General features: G+C 68.1%; 23 protein-coding genes. 4 read left to right on the forward strand and 19 right to left on the reverse strand.

Annotated features, from left to right (window positions below; all coding sequences use genetic code 11):
- Nucleotides 1–86: 86 nt before the first annotated feature.
- Nucleotides 87–782, reverse strand: coding sequence for a two-component system response regulator KdpE (gene kdpE, locus AC3WON_RS14380; protein WP_492352063.1), 696 nt, complete (start codon nucleotides 780–782; stop codon nucleotides 87–89).
- A gap of 31 nt (nucleotides 783–813) precedes the next feature.
- Nucleotides 814–3663: a DUF4118 domain-containing protein gene (locus AC3WON_RS14385; RefSeq protein WP_492352064.1), complete on the reverse strand. Its 2850-nt coding sequence runs from the start codon at nucleotides 3661–3663 to the stop codon at nucleotides 814–816.
- Between the two features lie 390 nt (nucleotides 3664–4053).
- Here AC3WON_RS14385 and rpsU point away from each other — a divergent pair, with 390 nt between their 5' ends.
- The 3 genes from rpsU to AC3WON_RS14400 all read left to right on the forward strand — a co-directional run bounded on the left by rpsU (nucleotide 4054) and on the right by AC3WON_RS14400 (nucleotide 6257).
- Nucleotides 4054–4266, forward strand: a complete 213-nt coding sequence (gene rpsU / locus AC3WON_RS14390; protein WP_010814647.1) for a 30S ribosomal protein S21 — start codon at nucleotides 4054–4056, stop codon at nucleotides 4264–4266.
- A gap of 201 nt (nucleotides 4267–4467) precedes the next feature.
- Nucleotides 4468–5379 carry a nodulation factor ABC transporter ATP-binding protein NodI gene (nodI, locus tag AC3WON_RS14395; RefSeq protein WP_492352065.1) on the forward strand — a complete coding sequence of 304 codons (912 nt, stop codon included), beginning with the start codon at nucleotides 4468–4470 and terminating at the stop codon, nucleotides 5377–5379.
- A gap of 14 nt (nucleotides 5380–5393) precedes the next feature.
- A complete protein-coding gene (locus tag AC3WON_RS14400; protein WP_492352066.1) occupies nucleotides 5394–6257 on the forward strand; it encodes an ABC transporter permease in 864 nt (287 codons plus the stop codon).
- Between the two features lie 20 nt (nucleotides 6258–6277).
- On the opposite strand, the gene sugE is transcribed toward AC3WON_RS14400, so the two are convergent.
- Entirely contained in the window at nucleotides 6278–6598 is a 321-nt protein-coding gene (sugE, locus tag AC3WON_RS14405; protein ID WP_018309438.1) for a quaternary ammonium compound efflux SMR transporter SugE, read from the reverse strand.
- 56 nt (nucleotides 6599–6654) lie between these two features.
- Here sugE and AC3WON_RS14410 point away from each other — a divergent pair, with 56 nt between their 5' ends.
- Nucleotides 6655–6900 carry a hypothetical protein gene (locus AC3WON_RS14410; protein ID WP_340521393.1) on the forward strand — a complete coding sequence of 82 codons (246 nt, stop codon included), beginning with the start codon at nucleotides 6655–6657 and terminating at the stop codon, nucleotides 6898–6900.
- 4 nt (nucleotides 6901–6904) lie between these two features.
- Here the strand turns inward: AC3WON_RS14410 and AC3WON_RS14415 are convergent, their stop codons facing one another.
- The 16 genes from AC3WON_RS14415 to leuD all read right to left on the reverse strand — a co-directional run bounded on the left by AC3WON_RS14415 (nucleotide 6905) and on the right by leuD (nucleotide 25077).
- A complete protein-coding gene (locus tag AC3WON_RS14415) occupies nucleotides 6905–8110 on the reverse strand; it encodes an O-succinylhomoserine sulfhydrylase (protein WP_492352067.1) in 1206 nt (401 codons plus the stop codon).
- Between the two features lie 340 nt (nucleotides 8111–8450).
- The gene (gene purF, locus AC3WON_RS14420) at nucleotides 8451–9980 is read right to left on the reverse strand and encodes an amidophosphoribosyltransferase (RefSeq protein WP_013957403.1); all 1530 of its coding nucleotides are present in this window, start codon (nucleotides 9978–9980) and stop codon (nucleotides 8451–8453) included.
- 104 nt (nucleotides 9981–10084) lie between these two features.
- The gene (locus tag AC3WON_RS14425; RefSeq protein WP_010814640.1) at nucleotides 10085–10582 is read right to left on the reverse strand and encodes a CvpA family protein; all 498 of its coding nucleotides are present in this window, start codon (nucleotides 10580–10582) and stop codon (nucleotides 10085–10087) included.
- A gap of 42 nt (nucleotides 10583–10624) precedes the next feature.
- A complete protein-coding gene (locus AC3WON_RS14430; RefSeq protein WP_316150772.1) occupies nucleotides 10625–11350 on the reverse strand; it encodes an SPOR domain-containing protein in 726 nt (241 codons plus the stop codon).
- Nucleotides 11351–11458: 108 nt separating this feature from the next.
- Nucleotides 11459–12769 carry a bifunctional tetrahydrofolate synthase/dihydrofolate synthase gene (gene folC, locus AC3WON_RS14435; RefSeq protein WP_492352068.1) on the reverse strand — a complete coding sequence of 437 codons (1311 nt, stop codon included), beginning with the start codon at nucleotides 12767–12769 and terminating at the stop codon, nucleotides 11459–11461.
- A gap of 157 nt (nucleotides 12770–12926) precedes the next feature.
- Nucleotides 12927–13799 (reverse strand): acetyl-CoA carboxylase, carboxyltransferase subunit beta, encoded by an 873-nt coding sequence (gene accD / locus AC3WON_RS14440; protein WP_340521382.1) that lies wholly within the window; start codon nucleotides 13797–13799, stop codon nucleotides 12927–12929.
- Nucleotides 13800–13979: 180 nt separating this feature from the next.
- The gene (gene trpA, locus AC3WON_RS14445; protein ID WP_010814636.1) at nucleotides 13980–14777 is read right to left on the reverse strand and encodes a tryptophan synthase subunit alpha; all 798 of its coding nucleotides are present in this window, start codon (nucleotides 14775–14777) and stop codon (nucleotides 13980–13982) included.
- A 1-nt stretch (nucleotide 14778) separates the two neighbouring features.
- On the reverse strand, nucleotides 14779–15705 hold the full coding sequence (locus AC3WON_RS14450) for a DNA-methyltransferase (protein ID WP_492319834.1): 927 nt from the start codon (nucleotides 15703–15705) through the stop codon (nucleotides 14779–14781).
- A complete protein-coding gene (gene trpB / locus AC3WON_RS14455) occupies nucleotides 15705–16898 on the reverse strand; it encodes a tryptophan synthase subunit beta (RefSeq protein ID WP_010814634.1) in 1194 nt (397 codons plus the stop codon). Before trpB ends, AC3WON_RS14450 begins: the two co-directional genes overlap by 1 nt.
- Before the next feature lie 124 nt (nucleotides 16899–17022).
- Entirely contained in the window at nucleotides 17023–17766 is a 744-nt protein-coding gene (locus AC3WON_RS14460) for a phosphoribosylanthranilate isomerase (RefSeq protein WP_492352069.1), read from the reverse strand.
- The gene (gene truA / locus AC3WON_RS14465) at nucleotides 17753–18571 is read right to left on the reverse strand and encodes a tRNA pseudouridine(38-40) synthase TruA (protein WP_492319832.1); all 819 of its coding nucleotides are present in this window, start codon (nucleotides 18569–18571) and stop codon (nucleotides 17753–17755) included. Before truA ends, AC3WON_RS14460 begins: the two co-directional genes overlap by 14 nt.
- Nucleotides 18572–18720: 149 nt before the next feature.
- On the reverse strand, nucleotides 18721–21567 hold the full coding sequence (locus AC3WON_RS14470; RefSeq protein ID WP_492352070.1) for a motility hub landmark protein FimV: 2847 nt from the start codon (nucleotides 21565–21567) through the stop codon (nucleotides 18721–18723).
- Nucleotides 21568–21864: 297 nt separating this feature from the next.
- Nucleotides 21865–23001, reverse strand: coding sequence for an aspartate-semialdehyde dehydrogenase (asd, locus tag AC3WON_RS14475; protein WP_492352071.1), 1137 nt, complete (start codon nucleotides 22999–23001; stop codon nucleotides 21865–21867).
- 90 nt (nucleotides 23002–23091) lie between these two features.
- Nucleotides 23092–23223 carry a hypothetical protein gene (locus AC3WON_RS14480; protein ID WP_492352072.1) on the reverse strand — a complete coding sequence of 44 codons (132 nt, stop codon included), beginning with the start codon at nucleotides 23221–23223 and terminating at the stop codon, nucleotides 23092–23094.
- A gap of 113 nt (nucleotides 23224–23336) precedes the next feature.
- Nucleotides 23337–24404 carry a 3-isopropylmalate dehydrogenase gene (gene leuB / locus AC3WON_RS14485; protein WP_492352073.1) on the reverse strand — a complete coding sequence of 356 codons (1068 nt, stop codon included), beginning with the start codon at nucleotides 24402–24404 and terminating at the stop codon, nucleotides 23337–23339.
- Between the two features lie 22 nt (nucleotides 24405–24426).
- Nucleotides 24427–25077 carry a 3-isopropylmalate dehydratase small subunit gene (gene leuD / locus AC3WON_RS14490; RefSeq protein WP_492319828.1) on the reverse strand — a complete coding sequence of 217 codons (651 nt, stop codon included), beginning with the start codon at nucleotides 25075–25077 and terminating at the stop codon, nucleotides 24427–24429.
- Between the last annotated feature and the right edge of the window lie 11 nt (nucleotides 25078–25088).

Consider the following 25088-nt stretch of genomic DNA (forward strand, 5'->3'; position numbering starts at 1 on the left):
TTACCGGGAGTGGATGCGAGGGGCGAGCGCCATCTTCACGCGGCGCGTGATCGGCAAAAAAGTGCTTCTTTGAGTTACCTGGCGATTCAGCCGGCGAAGCGGTAGCCCACCCCAATCTCGGTCAGCAGGTAGGCAGGCTGGGCCGGGTCGGCTTCCAGCTTGTGCCGCAGGTGCCCCATGTAGACGCGCAGATACTGGCTGCTGTCGGCATGCGCCGGCCCCCACACCTCGCGCAGCAGTTCGCGGTGGGTCATGACCTTGCCGCGATGCGCCAGCAGCACGGCCAGCAGCCGGAACTCGATCGGCGTCAGGTGCACCGGCTCCCCCGCGCGCGTGATCTGGCGGTTGGCCAGGTCCACGGCGATCTCGCCGAACGCCACCTGCGCCCGCCCCTGCGCGCCGGCACGCACATGGCGGCGCAGCAGCACGCGCAGGCGCGCCACCAGCTCGCCCACGCCGAAGGGCTTGGTCAGGTAGTCGTCGGCGCCGGCGTCGAGCGCGCGGATCTTCTCGGCCTCGCCGGTGCGCGCCGACAGCACCAGCACCGGCACTTCGGTCCAGGTGCGCAGGTCGCCGATCATCGATACGCCGTCGCCATCCGGCAGCCCCAGGTCCAGGATCACCAGGTCCGGCTGGCGCGTGCCGGCCTCGATCAGTCCGCGCTGCAGCGACTCGGCCTCGTGCACGGTGCAGCCCTCGTCCTGCAGCGCCGCGCGCACGAAGCGGCGGATATGGGGCTCGTCTTCCACCAGCAGCACCGTGGGCGAAAACTCGAATGGCATGACGCGTCGGATCCTTGAAAGGTTGTCGGGTTCAGGCCGGCAAGCCGGCCGCTTCCGGTTCCAGCACTGGAGGGTTGCCGCGCGGCAGCGTGACCACGAAGCGCGCGCCGGTGCCTTCGCCCTGCGCCCGAGCATGCACCGGCTCGACGCGGATGCTGCCGCCGTGCGCCTGCACGATGGCCTCGCACACGGCCAGCCCCAGGCCCACCCCGCTGGTGGCGGACTCGCGCTCGCCGCGGGTGAATTTCTCGAACACCTTCCGCGCCATCGCCGCCGGCACGCCGGGGCCGTCGTCCTCGACGACCAGGTGCACGGCGTCATCGGAGAGCTCGCCGCGCACGCGGATCTCGGTGCCCGGCGCGGTGTACTTGGCCGCATTCTCCAGCAGGTTGCACAGCACGCGCTCCATCAGCACGCCATCGCATGCCACCAGCGGCAGCGCCGACAGGTCGGCCACCACCACGCGGTGCCGCGCCAGCGCATCGCGCAGCGACGCCAGCGCCGCGCCGGCCAGTTCTTCGAACGACTGCCATTCCTTGCGCAGCGCCACACTGCGGCTTTGCAGCCGCGCCATGTCGAGCAGGTTGGCCACCATCGCGTGCATGCGGCGCGCCTGGTCGCGCATGGCGCCGACGGTCTCGGCCACCTCCGGCGCCAGCGGCATCGTGCCGCGCTGCAGGGTCTCGGCCATGCCGATCAGGCTGGTCAGCGGCGTGCGCAGGTCATGCGACACCGCGGCCAGCAGCGAGCTGCGCAGGCGCTCGGACTCCATCGTCAGCAGCGCCTGCTGCGCCACCTCGACATAGTGCAGCCGCTCGATCGCAATCGCGATCAGCGTGGCAAAGACATCGGCCTGGCGCCGCAGCGCGGGCTGCGCAAACGCGCGCCAGGCGCGCGGCTCCACCGCCAGTACGCCGCGCACCTGCATCGGCGCCTTCAGCGGCAGGTACAGCACCGTGCCGGAAGGCAGCGTGTCGGTGCCGGTGCCGGCCGGCTGGCCGTGGTTGAAGACCCATTGCGCCAACACGTGGTCGACGGCATCGCTCTGTGCCGCACGGCCGGCCTCGGGATCCGTGGCCGCGGGCAGCAGCCGGCCGTCCGCGCCGACCAGGAAAAACGCGGCACGCGCATCGAACGCCGCGCGCAGGAAGCGGCTGCCAATGCCGACGATCTGCGCGTCGGTCAGCGCCGCCGACAGCTCGCGCGCCAGCTCGTACAGCGTGCGCGCATCGGTCTCGCGCTGCACCGATACCTGGGCCTGCTCGCGCAGGCCGGCCGTCAGTTGGCCGATCACCAGCCCGACTGCCAGCATCACCAGGAAGGTCACGAGGTATTGCACGTCGCTGACCGCAAACGACAGCTGCGGCGGCACGAAGAAGAAATCAAACGCCCCCACCGCCACCAGCGAGGCGAACGCCCCTGCCGCGCGTCCGTGGCGCAGCGCCACGCCGGCCACCGCCAGCAGGAACAGCATGGCGATATTGACCAGGTCGAACCAAGGCCGCGCCAGCGCCGACAGCGCGGTGGCGCCGGCGCACCAGGCCACCGCCCACAGCAGGCCCGGCCACTGCGCAGGCGCGGCTTCTGCCCGCGGCGGCTCGGTGCCGGGCAGCATGGGCGCATCACCGGAGGTGTCCTGCCGGACGCTGTCGGCCGCCACGCGGATCACGTCGATCTCGGGACACGCCGCAGCCAGCGCATCGGCAAAACTGGTGCGCCCGAACAGCCACGCGCGCGCGCCCAGCCATGGCGCCAGCGCGCGCGCCATCAGCGCGTGCATGCGGCCGGACAATGAAGCCCCGCCATCGGCCCAGCGCGCCGGCGTGCGGCCGATCAATACCTTGGTCAGGTTGTGCCGCCGCACATAGCCGGCCACCGCCGCCACCATGTCGCTGCCGGCCAGCGTTTCGGTACGCGCGCCCAGCGCCTCGGCCAGCCGCATGGCCTGGTCGAGCTGCTCGCGCTGGGCGTCGGGCACGGGTGCCAGGCGCGGCACCGACACCGTCACCACATGGCAGTCGCAATCGAGCTGCCCGGCCAGCCGGCGCGCGCTGCGCACCACCTGCGCGGCATCGCTGCCGTGGCCGACGCAGGCCAGCACCGCTTCACGCGTGCGCCAGACCGGTTCGATCGAGGCTTCCTGCCGGTAGGCGCGCACGTCGTCGTCGACGCGGTCGGCAGTGCGGCGCAGCGCCAGCTCGCGCAGCGCAATCAGGTTGCCCTTGCGGAAGAAATGCTGCACGGCATGGCGGGCCTGCTCGGGCACGTACACGCGCCCTTCGCGCAGGCGGCACAGCAGCTCGTCGGCGGGCAGGTCGACCAGCACCACCTCGCCGGCATCGTCGAAGACCGCGTCGGGCACGGTCTCGCGCACGCGGAGGCCGGTGATGCCGGCCACCGCCTGGTTCAGGCTGTCCAGGTGCTGGACGTTGACCGTGGTCCAGACATCGATGCCGGCCGACAGCAGCTCGGCGATGTCCTGCCAGCGCTTGGGGTGGCGGCTGCCGGGCGCGTTGCTGTGCGCCAGCTCATCCACCAGGATCAGCGCGGGGCGGTGCGCGAGGGCGGCATCGAGATCGAATTCCTGCAGCGTGCGGCCGCGGTAGTCGACGCGGCGCAGCGGCACGCGCTCGATGCCTTCGGCCAGTGCCTCGGTCTCGGCGCGGCCATGGGTTTCGACCACGCCCACCACCACGTCGCCGCCCTGCTCGCGCAGCGCGCGCGCCGCCGCCAGCATGGCGAAGGTCTTGCCGACGCCGGCCGAAGCGCCGAAATAAATGCGCAGGCGCCCGCGCGCGGCGCGTGCGCCGGCCGCCTGCATGCGCTGCAGCAGGTGGTCGGGGTCGGGGCGGGGATCGTCGGGTTGGCGCGGCTCAGGCATGGTGGGCGCGCTTGCCTCGCAGCGGCGGGGGCGCAGCCAGATTGTGCCACGCAGGCGCCGGCCTAAAGTGCGCCAAGGCAGACTAATAGCGATTTCCGATGAAACGCCCCGCGCGCGCATTGCACTACATTCTTGACAGTGCAGTCGTATACATGCCATAGTTACGGGCGTATAGCATTCATGGAAACCGGTACTGTCAGGCTCCAGTTGTATAGGACCTGGCGCTATCACCCCTGACACTGGTTGCACGGACTGAAACGTCCACATCTTTCAGGTTCGCGGGGGCGCACCAGGGCATTAGCCCGGCGTGCAATACCAGTCGCTCCGGCGACCGCAGTTTCCCCCCGTGTGAACCAGCCGCTCCTTGCGGCAATCCCCTAAAGGACTGAATTGACTAAGATCGTCTTGAAACCCGGTGAGCCCGTTGAAGTTGCAATGCGGCGCTTCCGTCGCGCCATTCTGCAGACTGGCCTGATCGTTGAACTCAAGAGCCGCACCGCTTACGAGAAGCCGACGACCGAGCGCAAGCGCAAGAAGAAGGCCGCCGAAGCACGTCTGCGCAAGCGCCTGCGCATGCAGATGCTGCCGAAGAAGATGTACTGATCCGGTACGCTTCGCCGCCTGGCACCGCCGGGCATAAAAAACCGCCAGTTCGCTGGCGGTTTTTTTATGCCTCGCGCGCAGGCCAGCCCCCGCTGCGCCTTGCCGCCGCGGCTTTTGCTGCACTGCGCCACCTGAGCATTGCGCCGATGACCGGCATAATGGCGGATATTGCGCCCGTGCGGCGCCACACCGGACCCTGCCTTGACTGCCATCCTAGAGTTGCGCAAGGTGCGCAAGCAATACGGCGACACGGTCGTGGTCGACGACCTCGATCTCCAGGTATTTCGCGGCCAGTGCTTCGGCCTGCTGGGCCCCAACGGCGCCGGCAAGACCACCACGCTGCGCCTGCTGCTGGGCCTGACCACGCCCATGGCCGGCACGCTCACGCTGTGCGGTGAGCCCATCCCCGAGCGCGCGCCGCAGGCGCGCACGCGCGTGGGCGTGGTGCCGCAGTTCGACAACCTCGACCCGGATTTCTCGGTGATCGAGAACCTGCGCATCTTCGGGCGCTACTTCGGGCTGTCGTCGGCCGAGATCGAACGGCGCGTGCCGATGCTGCTGGAATTCGCCCGGCTGGAAAACCGCGCCGATGCCCAGGTGCGCGACCTCTCCGGCGGCATGCGCCGGCGCCTGACCGTGGCGCGCGCACTGATCAACGACCCCGACCTGCTGGTGATGGACGAGCCCACCACCGGCCTGGACCCGCAGGCGCGCCACCTGATCTGGGAGCGCCTGAAGTCGCTGATGGCCAGCGGCAAGACCATCCTGCTGACCACGCACTTCATGGAAGAGGCCGAGCGGCTGTGCAACTACCTGTGCGTGATCGACGGCGGGCGCAAGATTGCCGAAGGCAAGCCGCACGAGCTGATCGACAGCCAGATCGGCTGCGACGTGGTCGAGGTCTATGGCGATGAACTGGACACGCTGCGCGGCAGCCTGACGCCGCTGGCGCAACGTACTGAAATGAGCGGCGAGACGCTGTTCTGCTATGTGCGCGAACCCGCCCCGCTGCTGGCGGCACTGCACGGCAGGAACGGCGTGCGCTACCTGCACCGCCCGGCCAACCTGGAGGACGTGTTCCTCAAGCTGACCGGCCGCGAGATGCGGGACTGAACCGAGGGACTGACATGAGCGAACAGGATCCCCGCGCGGATACCACCACTGCCCCCGCGGCCGCCGGCGGCCACGCCGCCGCGACGCCGCGCCAGCGCTATCCGCAGCCGCTGCTGCCGCGCAACCTGCGCAACTGGATGATGGTCTGGTACCGCAACTACATGGTGTGGAAGAAGCTGGCCATCCCGTCGATGATCGGCAACCTCGCCGACCCGATGATCTACCTGTTCGGCCTCGGCCTCGGGCTGGGGCTGATGGTGGGCCAGGTCGACGGCGTGTCGTATATCGCCTTCCTGGCCGCCGGCACCACCGCATCCAGCGTGATGATGTCGGCCAGCTTCGAGTCGATGTATTCCGCGTTCTCGCGCATGCACGTGCAGCGCACCTGGGAGGCGATCATGCATGCCCCGCTGACGCTGGGCGACGTGGTGCTGGGCGAGATTGCGTGGGCGGCCAGCAAGGCGGTGCTGTCCGGGCTGGCCATCATGCTGGTGGCGGGCGCGCTCGGCTATGCGCAGATGCCCGGCGCGCTGCTGGCGCTGCCGGTGATCGTGCTGGCCGGCATTGCCTTTGCGGCGCTGGCGATGATCGTCACCGCGCTGGCGCCCAGCTACGATTTCTTCATGTTCTACCAGACCCTGGTGATGACGCCGATGCTGCTGCTGTCGGGCGTGTTCTTCCCGCTGGAACAGTTGCCCGAAGGCGTGCAGGCAGCCACCAAGGTACTGCCGCTGGCTCATGCGGTGGCGCTGATCCGGCCGCTGATGCTGGGCCGTCCGTCGGAGGATGTCGGCCTGCACCTGGCGGTACTGGGCGCCTATGCAGTGGTGGCGCTGGTAGTGTGCCTGGTGCTGCTGCGCCGCCGGCTGCTGCGCTAAGGCTGCCGCATGCCGGGCCCTCAGGCGCTGCCCACCAGCTTGAGCCCGGCAATCCCGCACACGATCAGGCCGATGCAGGCCAGCCGCGCCGCGGTGGCGGGCTCATTGAAGAGTATGATGCCGAGGATCGCGGTGCCGACCGCGCCAATCCCGGTCCAGACCGCATAGCCGGTCCCGACCGGGATATGCCGCAGCGCCAGCGCCAGCAGCACCACGCTGATGGCCATGCCGATCAGCGTGATAACGCTGGGCACCAGCCGCGTAAAACCTTCGGTGTACTTCAGCCCGATCGCCCACACCACCTCGAACAGCCCTGCCAGGGCCAGCAGTGTCCATGCCATATCGATTTCTCGGATTGCGTCGCAACGTGCGCAACGATAGCGGAGATTCCGCCACCTTGCAGCGCACCGTCCTGGCGCTGGCGGCCGCATGTGCCACGGCGTCACTGGCCGGGTGCATGGTGATGGCGGTGGGCAGTGCCGCGGTGTCGACGGTCGCTACCGTCGGATCGGCCGCCGTCAGCGTGGCAACGACCGCGGTCAGCACCACCTACGACGTCACGGCCGCAGGCGTGAAGGCCGTGGCCGGCAGCGACGAACCCGCGCCGCCCCCGTCGCCACAACCAGCGCAGCCGGCGCAATAGACCCTCAGTCGCCCAGGCCGCGCAGCAGGTCGGCCTTCAGGTCCTCGACCGACTCCAGCCCCACCGCCAGCCGGATCAGCCCTTCACCCACGCCCGCGGCCGCCTTGGCCTCGGGGCTCACGCGCGCGTGCGTGGTGGTGTACGGGTGCGTGATGGTGGTGCGGGTGTCGCCCAGGTTGCCGGTGATCGAGCACAGCCGGGTGTTGTCGATCACGCGCCAGGCATTGGCGCGCTGCTGCTCGGGCGTGGCGCCCTTCAGCTCGAACGACACGATCGCGCCGCCGCCGCTTTGCTGGCGCATGGCGATCTCGTGCTGAGGGTGCGACTTCAGCGCCGGGTGGAACACGCGCGCCACCGCCGGATGCGATTCCAGGAACTGCGCCAGCGCCAGCGCGCTGGCCGAATGGCGTTCCATGCGGATCGCCAGCGTCTCCATGCCCTTGAGCAGCACCCAGGCGTTGAACGCCGACAGCGTCGGGCCGGCGGTGCGAACGAACGGGAACACCTTGCCCATGATGAAGTCGTGCGTGCCCAGCACCGCGCCGCCCAGCACGCGGCCCTGGCCGTCGATATGCTTGGTGGCCGAATGCACCACGATGTCGGCGCCGAACTTCATCGGCTGCTGCAGCGCCGGCGAACAGAAGCAGTTGTCGACCACCAGCAGTGCGCCGGCGTCGTGGGCGATGTCGGCCACGGCGGCGATATCGGCCACTTCGGTCAGCGGGTTCGACGGCGTTTCCAGGAAGAACAGCTTGGTGTTCGGGCGCACCGCGGCGCGCCATGCGCTCAGGTCGCTCGGGTCGACGAAGGTGGTCTCGACGCCGAACTTCGAGAAGATATTGCCGAACAGCGTCATGGTCGAGCCGAAGATCGCGCGCGAGCTGACCAGGTGGTCACCCGCCTGCATCGACGACAGCACCACCGACAGGATCGCGCTCATGCCCGAGGCGGTCGCCATGCAGGCCTGCGCCCCTTCCAGCGCTGCCAGGCGCGACTGGAACATCGACACGGTCGGGTTGGTGAAGCGCGAGTAGGTGAAGCCCTCTTCCGAGTTGGCGAAGCGTTCGGCGGCCTCGGCCGCGCTGTGGAAGCAGAAGCTCGAGGTCAGGTAGATGGCCTCGGAGTGCTCCATGAATTCGCTGCGCAGCGTGCCGGCGCGCACGCCGAGGGTGTCGATGCCGAGCGATTCGGGGTTGAGCGGTTCATTCATGCTGGTGGGGCGCGGTCGTACCCGCGCGAATGCGATGGTTTCGACGAGCCGGCGCCGGCCCGGTGGGCCGGCGCGCGGCCATGAAAAAAGCCCGTGCGATCGGGTGGTCGGATCGACGGGCTTGCTGTTCTGCGAATGGCCTTCGGCTTCAGGCTGTGGCGGCCGGCTTCCGGAAATCGCTGCGCCGCGAAGGCACTGCGCATCGGGAATCGTTGCTGACCGCCATCTCTTTAGCTGTTTCGGGCTGGACCCGCGTCCGCAAGCTGACTATCAAATCGACGCCCGGCCATGTTACGGCCGGGCTCCTCATTCGTCAACGCGCGGACAGCGGCGGCACGGCTTACTCGTTGCCGCCGGAGCGCTGCAGGTGCAGTTGCGAGCGCTCGGTGTCGCCATTGGTGCCGTCGCGGTCGGCCTGGCTGCGCGCCGTTTCGAGGCGGTTCAGGTAGGCCTCGTCGATATCGCCGGTGATGTAGCGGCCATCGAAGCACGAAGCATCGAAGTCCTTCAGCGCCGGGTTGATGTCGCGCACGGCCTGCTTCATCGCTTCCACGTCCTGGTACACCAGCTTGTCCGCGCCGATGATCTTCGCGATCTCTTCGTGGGTGCGGTTATGGGCCACCAGCTCGCTGCGGGTCGGCATGTCGATGCCGTACACGTTGGGGTACTTCACCGGCGGCGCGGCCGAGGCGAAGATCACCTTGTTGGCGCCGGCGTCCCGCGCCATCTGCACGATCTCGAACGAGGTGGTGCCGCGCACGATCGAGTCATCGACGATCAGCACGTTCTTGCCCTTGAACTCCACGCCCATGGCATTGAGCTTCTGGCGCACCGACTTCTTGCGCACCGCCTGGCCAGGCATGATGAAGGTGCGGCCGACGTAGCGGTTCTTGAAGAAACCTTCGCGGTAGTTCACGCCCAGGCGGTTGGCCACCTGCATCGCGGCCGGACGGCTGGAATCGGGAATCGGCATGACCACGTCGATATCGCCGGCCGACACTTCCTGGCGGATCTTCTCGGCCAGGTAGTCGCCCATGCGCAGGCGCGCGTCATAGACCGGCACGCCGTCGATGCACGAATCCGGGCGGGCCAGGTAGACGTACTCGAAAATGCACGGCGTCAGCACCGCGTTCTCGGCGCACAGCTTGGTGTAGAGCTTGCCGTCCAGGTCGATGAAGATGGCCTCGCCCGGCGCCACGTCGCGCTCGAGCTTGTAGCCGATGCCTTCCAGCGCCACGGACTCGGATGCCACCATCCATTCCTTGCCGGTGGGGGTCTCGACGCTGCCCAGGCACAGCGGGCGGATGCCGAACGGGTCGCGCACCGCCAGCATGCCGTAGCCGGCGATCTGCGCGGCGATGGCGTACGAGCCGCGCACGCGGCGGTGCAGGCCGCTGACCGCCGTGAAGATGGTGTCGGGGTCCAGCGCCATGCCGTTGCTGGCGCGCTGCAGCTCGTCGGCCAGCACGTTCAGCAGCACTTCGGTGTCCGAATGCGTGTTGATGTGGCGGCGGTCGCGGCGGAACATCTCCTCGCGCAGCTGCTCCCAGTTGGTCAGGTTGCCGTTATGCGCCAGGATCACGCCATAGGGCGCGTTCACGTAGAACGGCTGCGCTTCTTCCTCGCTGGATGCCGAGCCGGCGGTCGGATAGCGCACCTGGCCGATACCGGCGGCGCCCGGCAGGCTGCGCATATTGCGGGTGCGGAAGACATCGCGCACCAGGCCGTTGGCCTTGTGCATGTGGAAAGTACTGCCGTTGGCGGTGGCGATGCCGGCAGCATCCTGTCCGCGATGTTGCAACAACAGCAGGCTGTCGTAAATCAATTGGTTGACAGGCGTGGCTGAAACCACACCGACGATACCGCACATTGCCAAGCTCCCAGGAAAGGCTTTGAATCAGGGGGCGCAGCCTGGTCCGGAAATCCCCCGGACCCAAAGGCCTGCGTACTACCGACCGGGCACCATGCCCGGCTTCATGTCTTGACGTACTTCGCCAGCTCCGGCGGCAGCCATGGCTTCACCGATTCCATGGCCTGCATCACATAAGGGCGGCTTACCGCGTCGCGCCAGAACGGTTCTTCCGGCAATTTGGTCAGGCTGGCCAGCGTGACCATCACCATCACCAGCAGCACGCCGCGCAGCAGGCCGAACATCAGCCCCAGCCCGCGGTCGGCGGGCTTGAGCCCGGTGCTCTCCAGCAGCTGCCCGACCACCATGCCAGCCAGCGAGGCGCCCAGCACGGTGCCGATCAGCAGCACCACGAAGCCCAGCGCATGGCGCGCCAGCTCGCCGCCAGGCATCGATTCAGGCATCCAGCCCGCGGCCACCGCGCCATAGCGGAACGCCACCCAGAACGCCACCACCCAGCCGATCAGCGAGAGCACCTCGCGCACCAGGCCGCGCAGCACGCCGAGCACGCCCGAGGCCAGCAGGATGAAGACCACGGCATAGTCGAAGAAAGTCGGCTGCATCGTTGCTTGCGGCCGGGCACAGGCGCCGGCCGTGCTTGCCCCTTACTGTTCCACGACCTTCGAGGTCAGCCCCACCGCGCGCACGCGCTTGTCGGCAGCGTCGGCGGCGTCACGGTCGCTGAAGGGGCCGGCACGCAGCAGGATGCGCTCGCCATCGGCCAGCATTTTCTTTTCGACATAGGCCGGGACCTTGCTCGCCTTGAGCTTGGCCAGCCAGCCCTTGGCGCGTTCTTCGGAAGAAAAAGCGCCGATCAGGATCAGGTACTTGCCGCTGCCCGGCTTGGCTTCGGGCTTGGCTTCAGCCCGTTGCGCGGGCTTGTCCGCGGCGGCTGCGGCAGTGGCCGCGGGCTTGGGCGCGCTGACGATTTCTTCGCCGGCGTCCAGCGCCTCGGCATCATTGCGCGCCGCCGGCGTGGGCGGCAGCGGGTCGGCCTTGCGCGGCTCGACGCGGGGCTTCTGCGCCCCCTGCGCGCCGGTGACCCCGTTTGCGACCTTTACCGAGACGTCCTCGGACACCGGCCGCGGCTTGGTCTCGAACACGATCGGCAGCACGATCACGGCGGCCACCATCAGCACCACGGCGCCGATCAGGCGGCGGCGCGCGCGCTGCTTCTGCGGGAATTCGGGGTCGAGCGTATCGTCGGCATAGTCATCGGCCAGACGGCGCGACGAGGCGATGCCTGCACCCGTGTCGGTGCGCTGGCGCCGCGCACGCTCGGGTGCCGGGTCGTTGCCCTTGCGGGAAGAAAACAGCGAAAGCAGGCCCATAGATTGGTTCGGTGATACGGCCTTGTGGGGCCGCTCGTTGCGTTTGCCGCTCATTGATCGGCCAAGGCCGCCGGGGTTGCCAGGTCAGCGGGCGCCGGGGCGCCTGCTTCAGTTAGCCTGCGTGGCACGATAGGCCATCACGCCGGCGACGGTATAGAACGATCCGAAGACCAGAATTCTATCATTCTCGGTGGCTCGCTCGATGGCATCGCGGAATGCCGCCTCGGGGCTGGAGAAGCAGGCCGCGGTGGCGTCCGGGCCGGGGCGGAATCCGCCCGCCTCCAGCTTGGCGAGCAGGTCCGCGGCACTGGCGGCGCGCTCGGTCGGCAGGTCGCACAGGCACCAGTGGTCGACCTTGTCGGCCACGTGCTGCAGCACCCCGGCGATGTCCTTGTCCTGCATCGCGCCAAACACCGCATAGGTGTAGCGGAAGAACCCCATGTTCTCCAGGTTCTGCCCCAGCGTGGCCGCTGCATGCGGATTGTGCGCCACGTCCAGGATCACCGCCGGGCGGCCCGGCAGCACCTGGAAGCGGCCCGGCAGCTCGACAAAGGCCAGGCCGTTGCGCACTTCCTGTGCGCTGACCGGCAGGCGCGGGCGCATGGCCTGCAGCGCGGCCAGCGCCGCCGCCGCGTTGAGCAGCTGGTTGGCGCCTCGCAGCGCCGGGTAGCCCAGGCCGTTAAGCTTGCGCCCGCCGCCGCTCCAGTCCCATTGCTGGCGCTCCTGGCCCCTGGCGGCGTGGAAATGGTAGTCGCGCCCCACCAGCCACAACTCGGCGCCGACGGCCTCGGCGTGCGCCACCAGCGACTTGGGCGGCATCGGGTCGCCGCAGATCGCGGGCACGCCCGGGCGGAAGATGCCGGCCTTCTCGAAGCCGATCTCCTCGCGCGTATGGCCCAGGTACTGGGTATGGTCGATATCGACGCTGGTGACGATGGCGCAATCGGTATCGATCACGTTGACCGCGTCCAGGCGCCCGCCCAGGCCCACTTCCAGGATGATCGCGTCCAGCCCGGCCGCGGCGAAGGCATGGATGATCGCCAGCGTGGTGAACTCGAAGTAGGTCAGGCTGACCGGGTCGGCAAAGCTGTTGCGCGCGCGCTCGACCGCCTCGAAATGCGGCAGCAGCTGCGCATCGGTGGCGATCTCGCCATTGATGCGGGCGCGCTCGTTGAACGAGATCAGGTGCGGCGAGGTATGGCAGCCCACCTTGTAGCCGGCCTCCAGCAGGATGCGCTCGAGCATCGCGCAGGTAGAGCCCTTGCCGTTGGTGCCGCCCACCGTGAGCACCACGGCGTCGATGCGCAGCCCGAGGGCCTCCTTCACGCGCGTGATGCGCGCCAGGCCCATGTCGATGCCCACGGGATGGGCGGTTTCGAGATGGGCAAGCCATTCGGGGAGCGTATGGAAGACAGGCATGTGGGGTGCGAGGAAAAGCTGTTGCTACCAGATTTGGCCAGCCAGCGGCAAAGTCAAGGCCAGGCTTGCGCCCGGCCCCGAGATAGCTGCCGGGGCGGCCAAGAAAAGCGAAAGGCGCGTCAACCACCCGCGCCCTTGATCTGCCATGCAGACGTTGTTATGCCACCGCGTCGGCCGGCTGCTTCTGCAGCAGCGCCAGCAGCTGCGCCAGTTCCGCGCGCATCTTGCGGCGGTCGACGATCATGTCGATGGCGCCCTTCTGGATCAGGAACTCCGAGCGCTGGAAGCCTTCCGGCAGCTTCTCGCGCACGGTCTGCTCGATCACGCGCGGGCCGGCAAAGCCGATCAGCGCCTTGGGCTCGGCGATCACCACGTCGCCCAGGAAGGCGAAGCTGGCCGACACGCCGCCCATGGTCGGGTCGGTCAGCACGCTGATGAACGGCAGCTTGGCCGCGCTCAGCTGGTTCAGCATCGAGGTGGTCTTGGCCATCTGCAGCAGCGACAGCAGGCTTTCCTGCATGCGCGCGCCGCCGGTGGCGGTAAAGCAGATGAACGGCACCTTCTGCTCCAGCGCTGCCTGCGCGCCGCGCACGAAGCGCTCACCCACCACCGAGCCCATCGAACCGCCCATGAACTCGAACTCGAAGCAGCTCACCACCACCGGGATGGTGTGGATGGCACCGCCCATCACCACCATGGCATCGGTCTCGCCGGTGTCTTCCATGGCGGCCTTGATGCGGTCCGGGTACTTCTTGGAATCCTTGAACTTGAGTGCGTCGACCGGCACGATCTCCTGGCCGATCTCATAGCGGCCTTCGGCGTCCAGCAGCCCGTCCAGGCGCGCCCGGGCGCTGATGCGCATATGGTGGTCGCACTTGGGGCAGACGTGCAGGTTGGCCTCGACGTCGGTCCGGTACAGGGTGGACTCGCACGACGGGCACTTGACCCACAATCCCTCAGGGATGCCCTTGCGGGTGCTGGGGTCGGTCTGTTGAATCTTGGGGGGCAGGAGTTTATCCAACCAGCTCATGAAAGCTCCTTTCGGATGACTGCGGTCCGCCGGCAAGCCCGGTGTCGGGACGCCTGTTGGCAGATGGCAGGGAATCAACCCGCGAATTTACCATGCCGGCCCGGTGACCTCGAAGCGCAACGCGCGATTTGCGCACATTGACGCACTTCTGAAGTTTCATCAGGCCGGCATTAGATCACTTCAACTATCCAGCGCCTGGCGGATCTCGGCGATAAACGCCTGCAGCGTCGCCACCGCCTGTTCGCGCGGCGTGTCCTCCAGCAGCTGCACCAGGCGGCTGCCGATTACCACGGCATCGGCCACGCTGCCGATCGCGCGCGCGGTCTGCGCGTCGCGGATGCCGAAGCCCACGCCCACCGGGAGGTTGGCATGCTGCTTGATCAGCGGCAGGCGCGCCGCCACGCTGTCCAGGTCGATCGCGGCCGAGCCGGTCACGCCCTTGAGCGACACGTAGTACAGGTAGCCGCTGGCCACGCGCGCCACGGCCTCGATGCGGGCATCGGTCGAAGTCGGCGCCAGCAGGAAGATCGGGTCCATGCCGTTGTCGCGCATCAGCGTGGCGAACGACTCGCACTCCTCGGGCGGATAGTCGACCACCAGCACGCCGTCGACGCCGGCTTCGCGCGCGGCGGCGGCAAAGACCTGCTCGCCCATGCACTCGATCGGGTTGGCGTAGCCCATCAGCACCACCGGGGTGTCGGCATTGGTCTGGCGGAACTCGCGCACCCACTGCAGCACCTGGGTCAGCGACACGCCCTGCGCCAGCGCGCGCTCGGAGGCGCGCTGGATCACCGGGCCGTCGGCCATCGGGTCGGAGAACGGCACGCCCAGCTCGATCACGTCGGCGCCGCCCGCCACCAGCGCATGCATCAGCGCCACGGTCAGGCCGGGCTCGGGATCGCCGGCGGTGATAAACGGAATCAGGCCCTTCTTCTGCTGCGCGGCCAGCGCCGCGAACGTCTTCTGGATACGGGACATATCAGGGAATCAGGTGAGGCCGCGGCGCCGGCGAGACATCGTCGTTGGCGGCGGCCAGGGTTGGGGTGGCGGCAGGCTCGGCCGCCGCGCTCGTGACGGCAAGAGCCGCGGCGGCGGCGGACACACGGCCGCACGCCACCTGCACATACTCCGGATTGATCTCGAAGCCGGCAAAGCGCCGTCCGTGGCGCAGGCAGGCCACCGCGGTGGTGCCGCTGCCGGCGAACGGATCCAGCACCAGGCCGCCCGGGGGGCAGCTTGACAGCACCATGCGCTCGACGATCTCCAGCGGCTTCTGCGTCGGGTGGTTGGCGCGCTCCGGGTCCTGGCGGTGGATGCGCGAGACGCTCCACAGGTCCTTCGGGTTGTAGCCCACCTCGAGCCACTTCTTGCCTTCGAAACGCGGACGGCTGCGCGCCTTCTTGGTCTCGGGGTCGTAGGGAATGCGGACCGGGTCGAGATCGAAGTAGTAGTCGCGCGCGCGCGCAAAAAAGCCGATGTTGTCGTGCACCGACGAGAACTTGCGCGTGGTGCCGCCCATGCTGGGCACGCGGCGGTCCCAGATGATCTCGTTGATCATGGTCAGGCGCCGCTTGAGCATCACGAACAGCTCGGGCGAATACTGCCAGGTGCAGAACAGGTAGAGCGTGCCCTTGGGCGCGAGCTTGGGCACGACCGCGTTCATCCAGCGCTCGGACCAGTCCAGATACTCCTGGCCCGACAGCAGGTCGGAATCGTTGCCGTAGTCCTTGCCCAGCCCATAGGGCGGATCGGCGACGATCAGGTCGACCGAGCCGTCCGGCAGGCGGGCAATGCCCTCGAACATGTCTTCCTGGAACAGGCGCAACTGGGCGGAATCGGGCGCACCGGACGCATCCGGTGCACCCGCGCCGCCCACGGCAAGTCCGGTCGGAGGCAGCGCGCGCATCAGAGCTTGAGCCCCGCGCGCTCGGCCACGGTGTGCATGTCCTTGTCGCCGCGGCCGGACAGGTTCACCAGCAGCAGCTTGTCCTTGGGCAGCGTCGGCGCCAGCTTGCAGGCATAGGCGATGGCGTGGCTCGATTCCAGCGCCGGGATGATGCCCTCGATGCGGCAGCAGTCGTGGAAGGCCTTGAGCGCTTCTTCATCCGTGATCGGCACGTACTGCGCACGGCCGCTGTCCTTGAGCCAGGCATGCTCGGGGCCCACGCCCGGGTAGTCCAGGCCGGCCGACACCGAATGGGTCTCGATGATCTGGCCGTTGGCGTCCTGCAGCAGGTAGGTGCGGTTGCCGTGCAGCACGCCCGGCGTGCCGCCGGTCAGCGAGGCCGCGTGGCGGCCGGTGTCGAGGCCGTCGCCGGCGGCTTCCACGCCGATCAGCTGCACGTCCTGGTGCTCGATATACGGGTAGAAGATGCCCATGGCATTGGAGCCGCCGCCGACGCAGGCGATCACGGCATCCGGCTGGCGTCCCGTCATCTCCGGCATCTGCACCTTGGCTTCCTCGCCGATCACGCACTGGAAGTCGCGCACCATCATCGGGTACGGATGCGGGCCGGCCACGGTGCCGATGATGTAGAAGGTGTTCTCGACGTTGGTGACCCAGTCGCGCATGGCTTCATTGAGCGCGTCCTTGAGCGTGCGCGAGCCGCTTTCCACCGGCACCACGGTGGCGCCCAGCAGCTTCATGCGGTAGACGTTGGCGGCCTGGCGCTTGACGTCCTCGGCCCCCATGTAGACCACGCACTCCATGCCGAAGCGCGCGGCGATGGTGGCAGTGGCCACGCCATGCTGCCCTGCCCCGGTCTCGGCGATCACGCGCGGCTTGCCCATGCGCTTGGCCAGCAGCGCCTGGCCGATCACGTTGTTGATCTTGTGCGCGCCGGTATGGTTCAGGTCTTCGCGCTTGAAGTAGATCTGCGCCCCGCCGAGCGTCTCGCTCCAGCGCTGCGCGTGGTAGATCGGCGACGGGCGGCCGACAAAGTGCTTCAGTTCGCGGCGGTATTCGGCATCGAACTCCGGATCCTTCTGGTAGTGCGCATAGGCCTCGCGCAGCTCATCGAGCGCGTGGACCAGCGTTTCGGACACGAAGGTGCCGCCATAGGGGCCGAAATGGCCACGGGAATCGGGCAGGTCGTACATGTCTAGACTCTTCGGAACAGCGGCCTTGCCTCATCCGGCAAGGGCGCATGGTTGACTGCGATGCGTGTGCGCGCATGCGGCAGGCCACGGGCGGCATGGGGAAAGACGCGGGACACGGCCCGGCTCATCCGGCCTCGGCACTGCGCACAGCGCGCACGAACGCGGCGATGCGGGCGTGGTCCTTCACGCCCTTGGCGGCCTCTACCCCGCTGCTGACGTCCACAGCGTAGGGCCGCACGCGTTCAATCGCGCCAGCGACGTTTTGCGCGTTCAACCCACCACTCAAAACGATGCGAGGAGCGCCGCTTGCGTTCGGGTTGCCGGTAGCTGGTACCGGGGGAGTAGGCGGAAGCCATGCCGGGGGAATCAGGGTCCAGTCGAAAACGTGGCCGCCACCGCCGTAGCCTTCGACGAAGGCATCGAGCAGCAAGGCAGCGGCATCACGGTATTGATCGGCAAATTCTACCAAATCAAGCCCCGGGCGCACACGGGCGGCGCGCATGAAGGGCAGCCGGCAGCGCTGCGCCGCCTGCGTGCAGAACTGCGGGGTCTCGTCGCCGTGCAGTTGCAGCAGCGTCAGCGGCACGCGCTCGGCCACATGGGCGATGTCTTCCAGGTCGGCATTGACGAACAGCCCGGTGATCGCCACGAACGGCCCGGCGGCCTCGGCCAGCGCGGCGGCGCGCGCCACGTCGACGTAGCGCGGGCTGTTCGGGTAGAACACCAGCCCGATGGCGTCGGCGCCGGCGTCCACGGCCGCGCGCACGTCGTCCTCGCGCGTCAGGCCGCAGATCTTGATGCGGGTGCGGGCCGGCATGTGCACTGTGCTGCCCGCCGTGCTGCCTTCGGCGGCCTCAGGCTGCGTCATCGAACACTCCATGGAACAGGCTCGCGGACGGATCGGCCGCGGGGATCTGGTAAGGATCAGGATACTTGACGCCGACCAGGTAGAGGCCGTCCGGCATGAAGGTCGGCGCCGCCAGCTTGCGCTCGCGCCCGGCCAGCACCTGCGCCAGCCAGTGCGCCGGGTAGCGTCCGCGCCCCACCGCCACCAGGCAGCCCATCAGGTTGCGCACCATATGGTGCAGGAAGGCGCTGGCGCGAAAGCGCAGGAACACCCAGTTGCCGTCATCCTTGATGGTGACGTCGTACATGGTCTTGACCGGCGACTTGGCCTGGCATTCGGCGGCGCGGAAGGCAGAGAAGTCATGCTCGCCGAGCAGGCATGCGGCGGCCTCGCGCATGGCGTCGACGTCGAGCCGCTGGCCCGGCGGCAGCATCTGGTAGCCGGCGCGGCCGTGCACCAGCGGCACGCGGTGAGGCCCGGTGTAGAGCGCGTAGTAATACATGCGCTCGAACGCCAGGAAACGCGCGTGGAAACCCTGGTCCACCGGCAGCGCCCATTGCAGCGCGATCGACGGCGGCAGGAAGGCGTTGACGCCGCGCACCCAGGAAAATGGCTCGCGCTCGAGCGCCGTGTCCAGGTGGATGACCTGGCCGAGCGCATGCACGCCGGTATCGGTGCGCCCCGCCACGGTGGTCAGCAGGCGCACGCCGGCAAAGCGCTCGATGGCGTCTTCCAGGTGATCCTGCACGGTATTGCGGTGCGGCTGCGACTGCCAGCCGGAAAAGGCGGTGCCGTCGTAGTGCAGGCCAAGAGCGATGCGGTTCATGTCAGGGGATCAGGCAAGGCGGCGGGTACGTCCGGGCGCAGTGGTCCACGCCAGGTCCGCCGAAAAAGCAAATGCGCCGGAAGGGACGCTTCCGGCGCATCGCTTCAGGCTGCGGCAGCGCGTGCCGCGGCCGGACCGTCAATGATAGCTCAGGCCACTTCCAGCAGCAGCGAACGGGCCTCCGCCTGCAGCGGATCCTGCGACTGCTCGACCACTTCCTGCAGCAGTTCGCGCGCCCCTTCCTTGTCGCCGATCTCGATATAGGCACGAGCCAGGTCAAGCTTGATCTGCATGTCGCGCCCGCCGTCCACGCCGTCGACCGACAGCGTGCTCGGCGAACCCCCGTGCGTGAGGTCGCCGCCGGTTTCAGGCGCCACGCGCGACAGGTCGATCGGCTCGACCAGCTTGCCGTCGCGCAGCATGGTGGTGGCGGGCAGCGGCAAGGTGGCCTCGTCCGGCACGTCCTTGCCGCCGGCATCGGCTTGCGGGGCGCTGCCCAGGTCAAGCGACAGCCCCGACATGTCGAACTCCAGCGGACGGCCGCGGGTCGGCGTGTCGAGGGTGGGAACGTCGTCGGCAAGCGGGTCGGCGCCGCTGCCCGGCAGGCCGAGATCCAGCCGCACCGGCTCGCCGGCGTCGTGCGCGTCAGCGCCAAACACCATCGCCGCGGAAGCAGGCGCCACGATCGGCTCGCCGGCCGCCGGGGCCGGGAAGGCATCCAGCGGCAGCGCCAGGTCACCCAGCGACGGCTCCAGCCGCGGGATCGAGGCCGGATTCTGCGACGGGTCCTGGGTGCGCCACTGGTCGGTTGCCGGCGATGTCGTATCCGGCCCCGCCGCTTCGGGCGTCACCGCCAGGAAGAGCGCGTTGCCTGGCTCGAGCGCGCGCCCCATTTCTGCTGCCTTCAGCCATTCCGCCCCGTGTCCGCCGGTCTGGGCGAACATTTCTTCTGCAATCACGCGGAAACCTTCCACATCCTGTCTGTTGCTGTAAATCTCCAGGAGCTTGAGCCGCACCGGCTGCTGCTCCGGGTTCTTCTCCAGGGCTTCGCGCAGGATTTCCTCCGCCTGCACATCGCGCCCATAGGCGATATAGACCTCGGCCTCGGCGATCGGGTCGACCTCGTTGGCTTCCGGCGTGTTGTTGCCGATGCGGAAGTCCGCGCCGAACACGCTGTGCTGCGAGGTGTCGACGCTCTGCCCCCCGGCCGTGCCGAACAGCGAATTGGCACCGGCCATCACCGTGCTTTCCTGCGACAGGATGCTGTCGCCGAAGCCGGTCGCCTCGCTCGCCTTCTGCTGCTGGCGGCGGCGATAGATCGCATAGACGCCGAGCAGCGCCACCAGCAGGCCACCGCCGGGCAGCAGCATGGGGTTGGCCAGCAGGCCATCGATGAACGACGGTTCGGGCACCGGCTCGGGCTGGGCCACCACCGGCGGACGCTTGGCAGCGGGGGCCGACGCGGCGGCGGCAGCCTGCGCTGCGCTGGCAGGAACGGCGGCAGCCGGCTGCGAAGCGGGGGCCGCTGCCACCGCTGAGGCTGCCGCAGGCGCCACGGCGTCGGCGGCGCTGGCGCCGGCCGCTGCCGGGGCGCTGGCTGCGGTTGCGGCAGCCGTCGCGGCGACCGCAACCGGGGCCGGGGCCACGGCATCGGCCTTCGGCGGCTGGGCCGCCACCACGGTCGGCGCCGCCGCCGCGGCCTTGGCCGCGGCCTCAGCCTTTTCCTTCTCGGCCAGCACCGCCTGGTTGGCCTGGCTCAGCTTGGCGATCTCGGCGTTCTTCAGCTCGAGCAGCTTCTGCATGTCGCCGACGTTCTTTTCCAGCTGCGCCAGGCGGGCTTGCGCCTCCTTGAGCTCACGCTCGCGCGCGACGCCGGCTTCGGCCCTGGCCGCGGCGTCGGCCTGTGCGCCACGCGCGGCCTTGCTGAGCTTCAGTTCATCGCGCGGGCCGTCGGTCGGGGCGGCCTGCTCCTGCACCCGGGCGGTCACGTTGCCGGACTGCTGGCGGCCGCTGTCGGGCTCGACCGACTTGGCCGCAGCAGCGCTGGCCAGCCGGCCGCGGTAGGCATCGAAGCCCTGCGTGCGCGCCACCACCTCGCGGCGGGCGGCCTTGGGTGCGACGGCTTGCGCCTGCTGCTGGGTCGGGACCTGCAGCACCGCGCCGCTGCGCAGCCGGTTCATGTTGCCGCCGATAAAGGCGTTGGGATTGTTACGGTAGAGCGCCACCAGCATCTGGTCCAGCGAGACCGATTCCTGGCCTTGCACGGCCTCGCCGGCAATGGCGTAGAGCGTGTCGCCGCGCTGCACGGTGTAGCCGCCGCCGGGTGCCATCTCGGTGCTGCCGCTGGCGGCCGGTGCCGGCGCCCGCTTTGCGCTCTGGCGGGCCGGGCGCGCGGGCGCGGCTGGCTTGACTGCCTCGGCAGCCGCGGCGGGCGCGGCTTCCTGGGCCGGCGCAGGCTGCGGCGCGGCGGCAGGTGCCGGTGCCGCTACGGGCGGCGCATCCGGCGTCGCCGCCTGCACCACCGTCGCCGGCGAGAAGGTCTGGTTCGAAGGCTTGGCCCCGGCAGGGTCAAGCAGGAAGGTATAGGCGCGCGAGACCTTGCCGCTGGCCCAGCTCATGTCGACCAGGATGTCGACAAAGGGCTCGCTGATCGGCTGGTTGGAGCGGACCCGGGCCACATAGCTGCCGTTCGGGCGGCGCTCCACCTCCAGCCGCAGGCTGCTGACGGCCGGCAGGTAGGTCAGCCCGGCCGCGGCATACGCCGCTGGCGACGCCAGCTTGACGCTGAGCCCGGCGGCCTCTTCGGCACTGACCCCACTGATGTCGATCTCAGCCTGCAACGGCTGCCCCAGATTCGACTGAACCCGCAATTGCCCGAACCCCGCGGCATATGCGGCCGGCTGCGCAAGCAGCAGGCCCAGTGCCGTGACGGCCAGCGTTGACCAGCGCTGACGGGCGGTAGGCGCATCTTTCCGGCGATGTTGGCTCACACTCACCTTATGCTCCGTTATGTTTTAGTAGCGATATGAATCGACAGACCGACCCCAAAACCAGGTCCGGCAGGCTGGCGGGGCGTTCTCGGCGCACCCCTTCTCCAGCCGCGCGCAGACGCCAAACCCTGCCTGGCGCGAAGCGCATGCCGGCGTATTGTGACGCATCACCAAGGAAAATAGGCGCCCGGATACAACAACGCCGCGCATGGGCGCGGCGTTGTCGGCAAAGCGGTCCATTCTGTTGCCTGGCTGCAACGGACGCAACCAGGCAACAGGCGGGAGCACCGGATCAGGACTCGATCAGGACTCGATCAGGATACGCAGCATGCGGCGCAGCGGCTCGGCCGCGCCCCACAGCAGCTGGTCGCCGACCGTGAACGCGGACAGGTACTCGCCGCCCATCTGCATCTTGCGCAGGCGTCCGACCGGAATCGTCAGCGTGCCGGTCACGGCAGCCGGGGTCAGATCGGTCATGCTGGCTTCACGCGTATTCGGCACCACCTTGGCCCACGGGTTGTGGGCGGCGAGCATGCCTTCGATCTCATCGAGCGGCACATCCTTGCGCAGCTTGATGGTCAGCGCCTGCGAGTGGCAGCGCATGGCGCCGATGCGCACGCACAGGCCGTCGACGGCGATCGGCGTGGCGCCGGTCGCACCCAGGAAGCCTTCGCCGCGGCCCAGGATCTTGTTGGTCTCGGCGCCGCCCTTCCATTCTTCCTTGGACTGGCCATTGCCCAGGTCCTTGTCGATCCAGGGGATCAGGTTGCCGGCCAGCGGCACGCCGAACTGCTTGGTTTCCTCGGCGGACAGGCCGTGCTGGGTCGCCAGGATGGTGCGGTCGATTTCCAGGATGGCCGAGGCCGGGTTGTCCAGCAGCGGCTTGACCGACGCGTTCAGCGTGCCGAACTGCGTCAGCAGCTCGCGCATATGCTGCGCGCCGCCGCCGGAAGCGGCCTGGTACGTCATCGACGTCATCCACTCGATCAGGTCGGCCTCGAACAGGCCGCCGAGGCCCATCAGCATGCAGCTGACCGTGCAGTTGCCGCCGATGAAATTCTTGACGCCCTTGGACAGCGCGTCCTTGATCACATCCTGGTTGACCGGATCCAGCACGATGATGGCATCGTCCTTCATCCGCAGCGAGGACGCCGCGTCGATCCAGTAGCCCTTCCAGCCGGCCGCGCGCAGCTTGGGGAAGACCTCGTTGGTGTAGTCGCCGCCCTGGGCGGTCAGCACCACGTCGCACTTCTTCAGCGCTTCGATGTCATTGGCATCTTTCAGCGTGGTTTCGTTCTTCGCCATGGCGGGCGCCTTGCCGCCGGCATTGGACGTGCTGAAGAAGACGGGCTCGATATGGTCGAAATCACGCTCTTCCTGCATGCGCTGCATCAGGACGCTGCCGACCATTCCCCGCCAACCGACGAGACCTACAATCATGATTTACCTCGGATGTGATTTTTACTTCCCCGCCATTTTCCTCGCCCGGCGTGGCTGCGCGGGGAAGACGGGCAGGCACGACGAACGGATCTAGGCGATCGCGGTTTTAATAATGGTTTTAATCGTCGTTGCGGTCTGGCCGAGCGAAATCGTGCAGACCGGGCCGCGGGTAGCGGTCAGGGCAGCAACAGCAGTCAGGGTGGACTGGGAAAATCGGGCCATCGGCAGAGTCTACACGATTTTGCGGCGCTGCCGCAGCGTGCAGATACGGGAAATAACGGGGACAAATCAGACAAAGGGGGCACTACTCGCGCAGTGCCCCCTTCCGGTGTGACTTACAGTGCCGCCAGCACGGCGTCACCCATCTCGCGGGTACCGACCTGCTTGCAACCCGGCGTCAGGATGTCACCGGTGCGGTAGCCCTGGGCCAGCACCTTCTTGACGGCGCTCTCGATGCGGTCGGCCTGCTCGGCGCGGTTCAGCGAGTAGCGCAGCATCATCGCCGCCGACAGGATCGTCGCCAGTGGGTTAGCCACGCCCTTGCCGGCGATGTCCGGCGCAGAGCCGTGCGACGGCTCGTACAGGCCCTTGTTGTTGGCATCCAGCGACGCCGACGGCAGCATGCCGATCGAGCCGGTCAGCATGGCGGCCTCATCCGACAGGATGTCGCCGAACATATTGCCGGTGACGATCACGTCGAAGCTCTTGGGCGCCTTGACCAGCTGCATGGCCGCGTTGTCGACGTACATGTGCGACAGCTCGACCTCCGGGTACTCCTTGTGCACCTCGATCACGATGTCCTTCCAGAACTGGAAGGTCTCGAGCACGTTGGCCTTGTCGACGCTGCACAGCTTCTTGCCGCGCTTGGCCGCGGCCTGGAACGCCACATGGGCGATGCGGCGGATTTCCGGCTCGCTGTAGCGCATGGTGTCGAAGCCTTCGCGCGCGCCCTTGAACAGGCCGTCCGGCGCTTCGCGCACGCCGCGCGGCTGGCCGAAGTAGATGTCGCCGTTCAGTTCGCGCACGATCAGGATGTCCAGGCCGGCCACCAGCTCGGGCTTCAGGCTCGAGGCGCCGGTCAGTTCCGGATAGCAGATCGCCGGGCGGAAGTTGGCGAACAGCTGCAGGTGCTTGCGCAGGCCCAGGATGGCCTGCTCCGGACGCAGCGGACGATCCAGGCTGTCGTACTTCCAGTCGCCGACGGCGCCGAACAGGATGGCGTCGGCTTCCTTGGCCAGCTTCAGGGTGTTTTCCGGCAGCGGATGGCCTTCGGCCTCGTAGCCGGCGCCGCCCACCGGGGCGGTTTCCAGCTCGAACTTCTCGTCGAGCGCGTTCAGGACCTTGACGGCCTCCGCGACGATTTCGGGACCGATGCCGTCACCCGGCAGGACTGCGATCTTCATTGTTGTCTTTCCTCGTTGAGTCTTATCCGACCAGGCGGTTGTTCAGCCACGGCATCCTGGCCACGCGCTCGGCCTCATAGGCCTTGATCTTGTCGGCATGGCGCAGCGTCAGGCCGATATCGTCGAAGCCGTTCAGCATGCAGTACTTGCGGAACGGGGCGATGTCGAACTCATACGCCTGGCCGCCCGCCGTCAGCACCACCTGCTTGTCCAGGTCGATGGTCAGCTTGTAGCCGTTGAAGGCGTTGGTCTCGTTGAACAGGTGGTCGACCTGCTGTTCGGTCAGCACCACCGGCAACAGGCCGTTCTTGTAGCAGTTGTTGAAGAAGATGTCGGCAAAGCTGGGCGCGATCACGGCGCGGAAGCCGTATTGGGTCAGCGCCCACGGCGCGTGCTCGCGCGAGCTGCCGCAGCCGAAGTTGCGGCGCGCCAGCAGGATCGACGCGCCCTGGTAGCGCGGCTGGTTCAGCACGAAGTCCGGGTTCAGCGGACGCTTGCTGTTGTCCATGCCGGGCTCGCCGACGTCCTTGTAGCGCCACTCGTCGAACAGGTTGGGGCCGAAGCCGGTGCGCTTGATCGACTTCAGGAACTGCTTCGGGATGATGGCGTCGGTATCGACGTTCTCGCGGTCGAGCGGGGCTACGAGGCCGCTGTGTACGGTGAACTTGTCCATGTTCTCTTTCC

This window comes from Cupriavidus sp. FW305-46 (genome assembly GCF_058787075.1).

Bases quoted from the DNA above. Each gene is read 5' to 3' on its own strand.
- trpB (WP_010814634.1), bottom strand. From the start codon at position 16,898: ATGTACGACCTGCCCGATTCCCGTGGCCATTTCGGCCCCTATGGCGGC.
- leuB (WP_492352073.1), bottom strand. From the start codon at position 24,404: ATGAAGATCGCAGTCCTGCCGGGTGACGGCATCGGTCCCGAAATCGTC.
- kdpE (WP_492352063.1), bottom strand. From the start codon at position 782: ATGCCATTCGAGTTTTCGCCCACGGTGCTGCTGGTGGAAGACGAGCCC.
- AC3WON_RS14450 (WP_492319834.1), bottom strand. From the start codon at position 15,705: ATGCGCGCGCTGCCTCCGACCGGACTTGCCGTGGGCGGCGCGGGTGCA.
- AC3WON_RS14430 (WP_316150772.1), bottom strand. From the start codon at position 11,350: ATGGGCCTGCTTTCGCTGTTTTCTTCCCGCAAGGGCAACGACCCGGCA.
- AC3WON_RS14460 (WP_492352069.1), bottom strand. From the start codon at position 17,766: ATGACGCAGCCTGAGGCCGCCGAAGGCAGCACGGCGGGCAGCACAGTG.
- AC3WON_RS14415 (WP_492352067.1), bottom strand. From the start codon at position 8,110: ATGAATGAACCGCTCAACCCCGAATCGCTCGGCATCGACACCCTCGGC.
- truA (WP_492319832.1), bottom strand. From the start codon at position 18,571: ATGAACCGCATCGCTCTTGGCCTGCACTACGACGGCACCGCCTTTTCC.
- AC3WON_RS14400 (WP_492352066.1), top strand. From the start codon at position 5,394: ATGAGCGAACAGGATCCCCGCGCGGATACCACCACTGCCCCCGCGGCC.
- AC3WON_RS14425 (WP_010814640.1), bottom strand. From the start codon at position 10,582: ATGCAGCCGACTTTCTTCGACTATGCCGTGGTCTTCATCCTGCTGGCC.
- AC3WON_RS14385 (WP_492352064.1), bottom strand. From the start codon at position 3,663: ATGCCTGAGCCGCGCCAACCCGACGATCCCCGCCCCGACCCCGACCAC.
- sugE (WP_018309438.1), bottom strand. From the start codon at position 6,598: ATGGCATGGACACTGCTGGCCCTGGCAGGGCTGTTCGAGGTGGTGTGG.
- trpA (WP_010814636.1), bottom strand. From the start codon at position 14,777: ATGTCCCGTATCCAGAAGACGTTCGCGGCGCTGGCCGCGCAGCAGAAG.
- purF (WP_013957403.1), bottom strand. From the start codon at position 9,980: ATGTGCGGTATCGTCGGTGTGGTTTCAGCCACGCCTGTCAACCAATTG.
- asd (WP_492352071.1), bottom strand. From the start codon at position 23,001: ATGATTGTAGGTCTCGTCGGTTGGCGGGGAATGGTCGGCAGCGTCCTG.
- accD (WP_340521382.1), bottom strand. From the start codon at position 13,799: ATGAGCTGGTTGGATAAACTCCTGCCCCCCAAGATTCAACAGACCGAC.
- folC (WP_492352068.1), bottom strand. From the start codon at position 12,769: ATGCCTGTCTTCCATACGCTCCCCGAATGGCTTGCCCATCTCGAAACC.
- leuD (WP_492319828.1), bottom strand. From the start codon at position 25,077: ATGGACAAGTTCACCGTACACAGCGGCCTCGTAGCCCCGCTCGACCGC.
- AC3WON_RS14480 (WP_492352072.1), bottom strand. From the start codon at position 23,223: ATGGCCCGATTTTCCCAGTCCACCCTGACTGCTGTTGCTGCCCTGACC.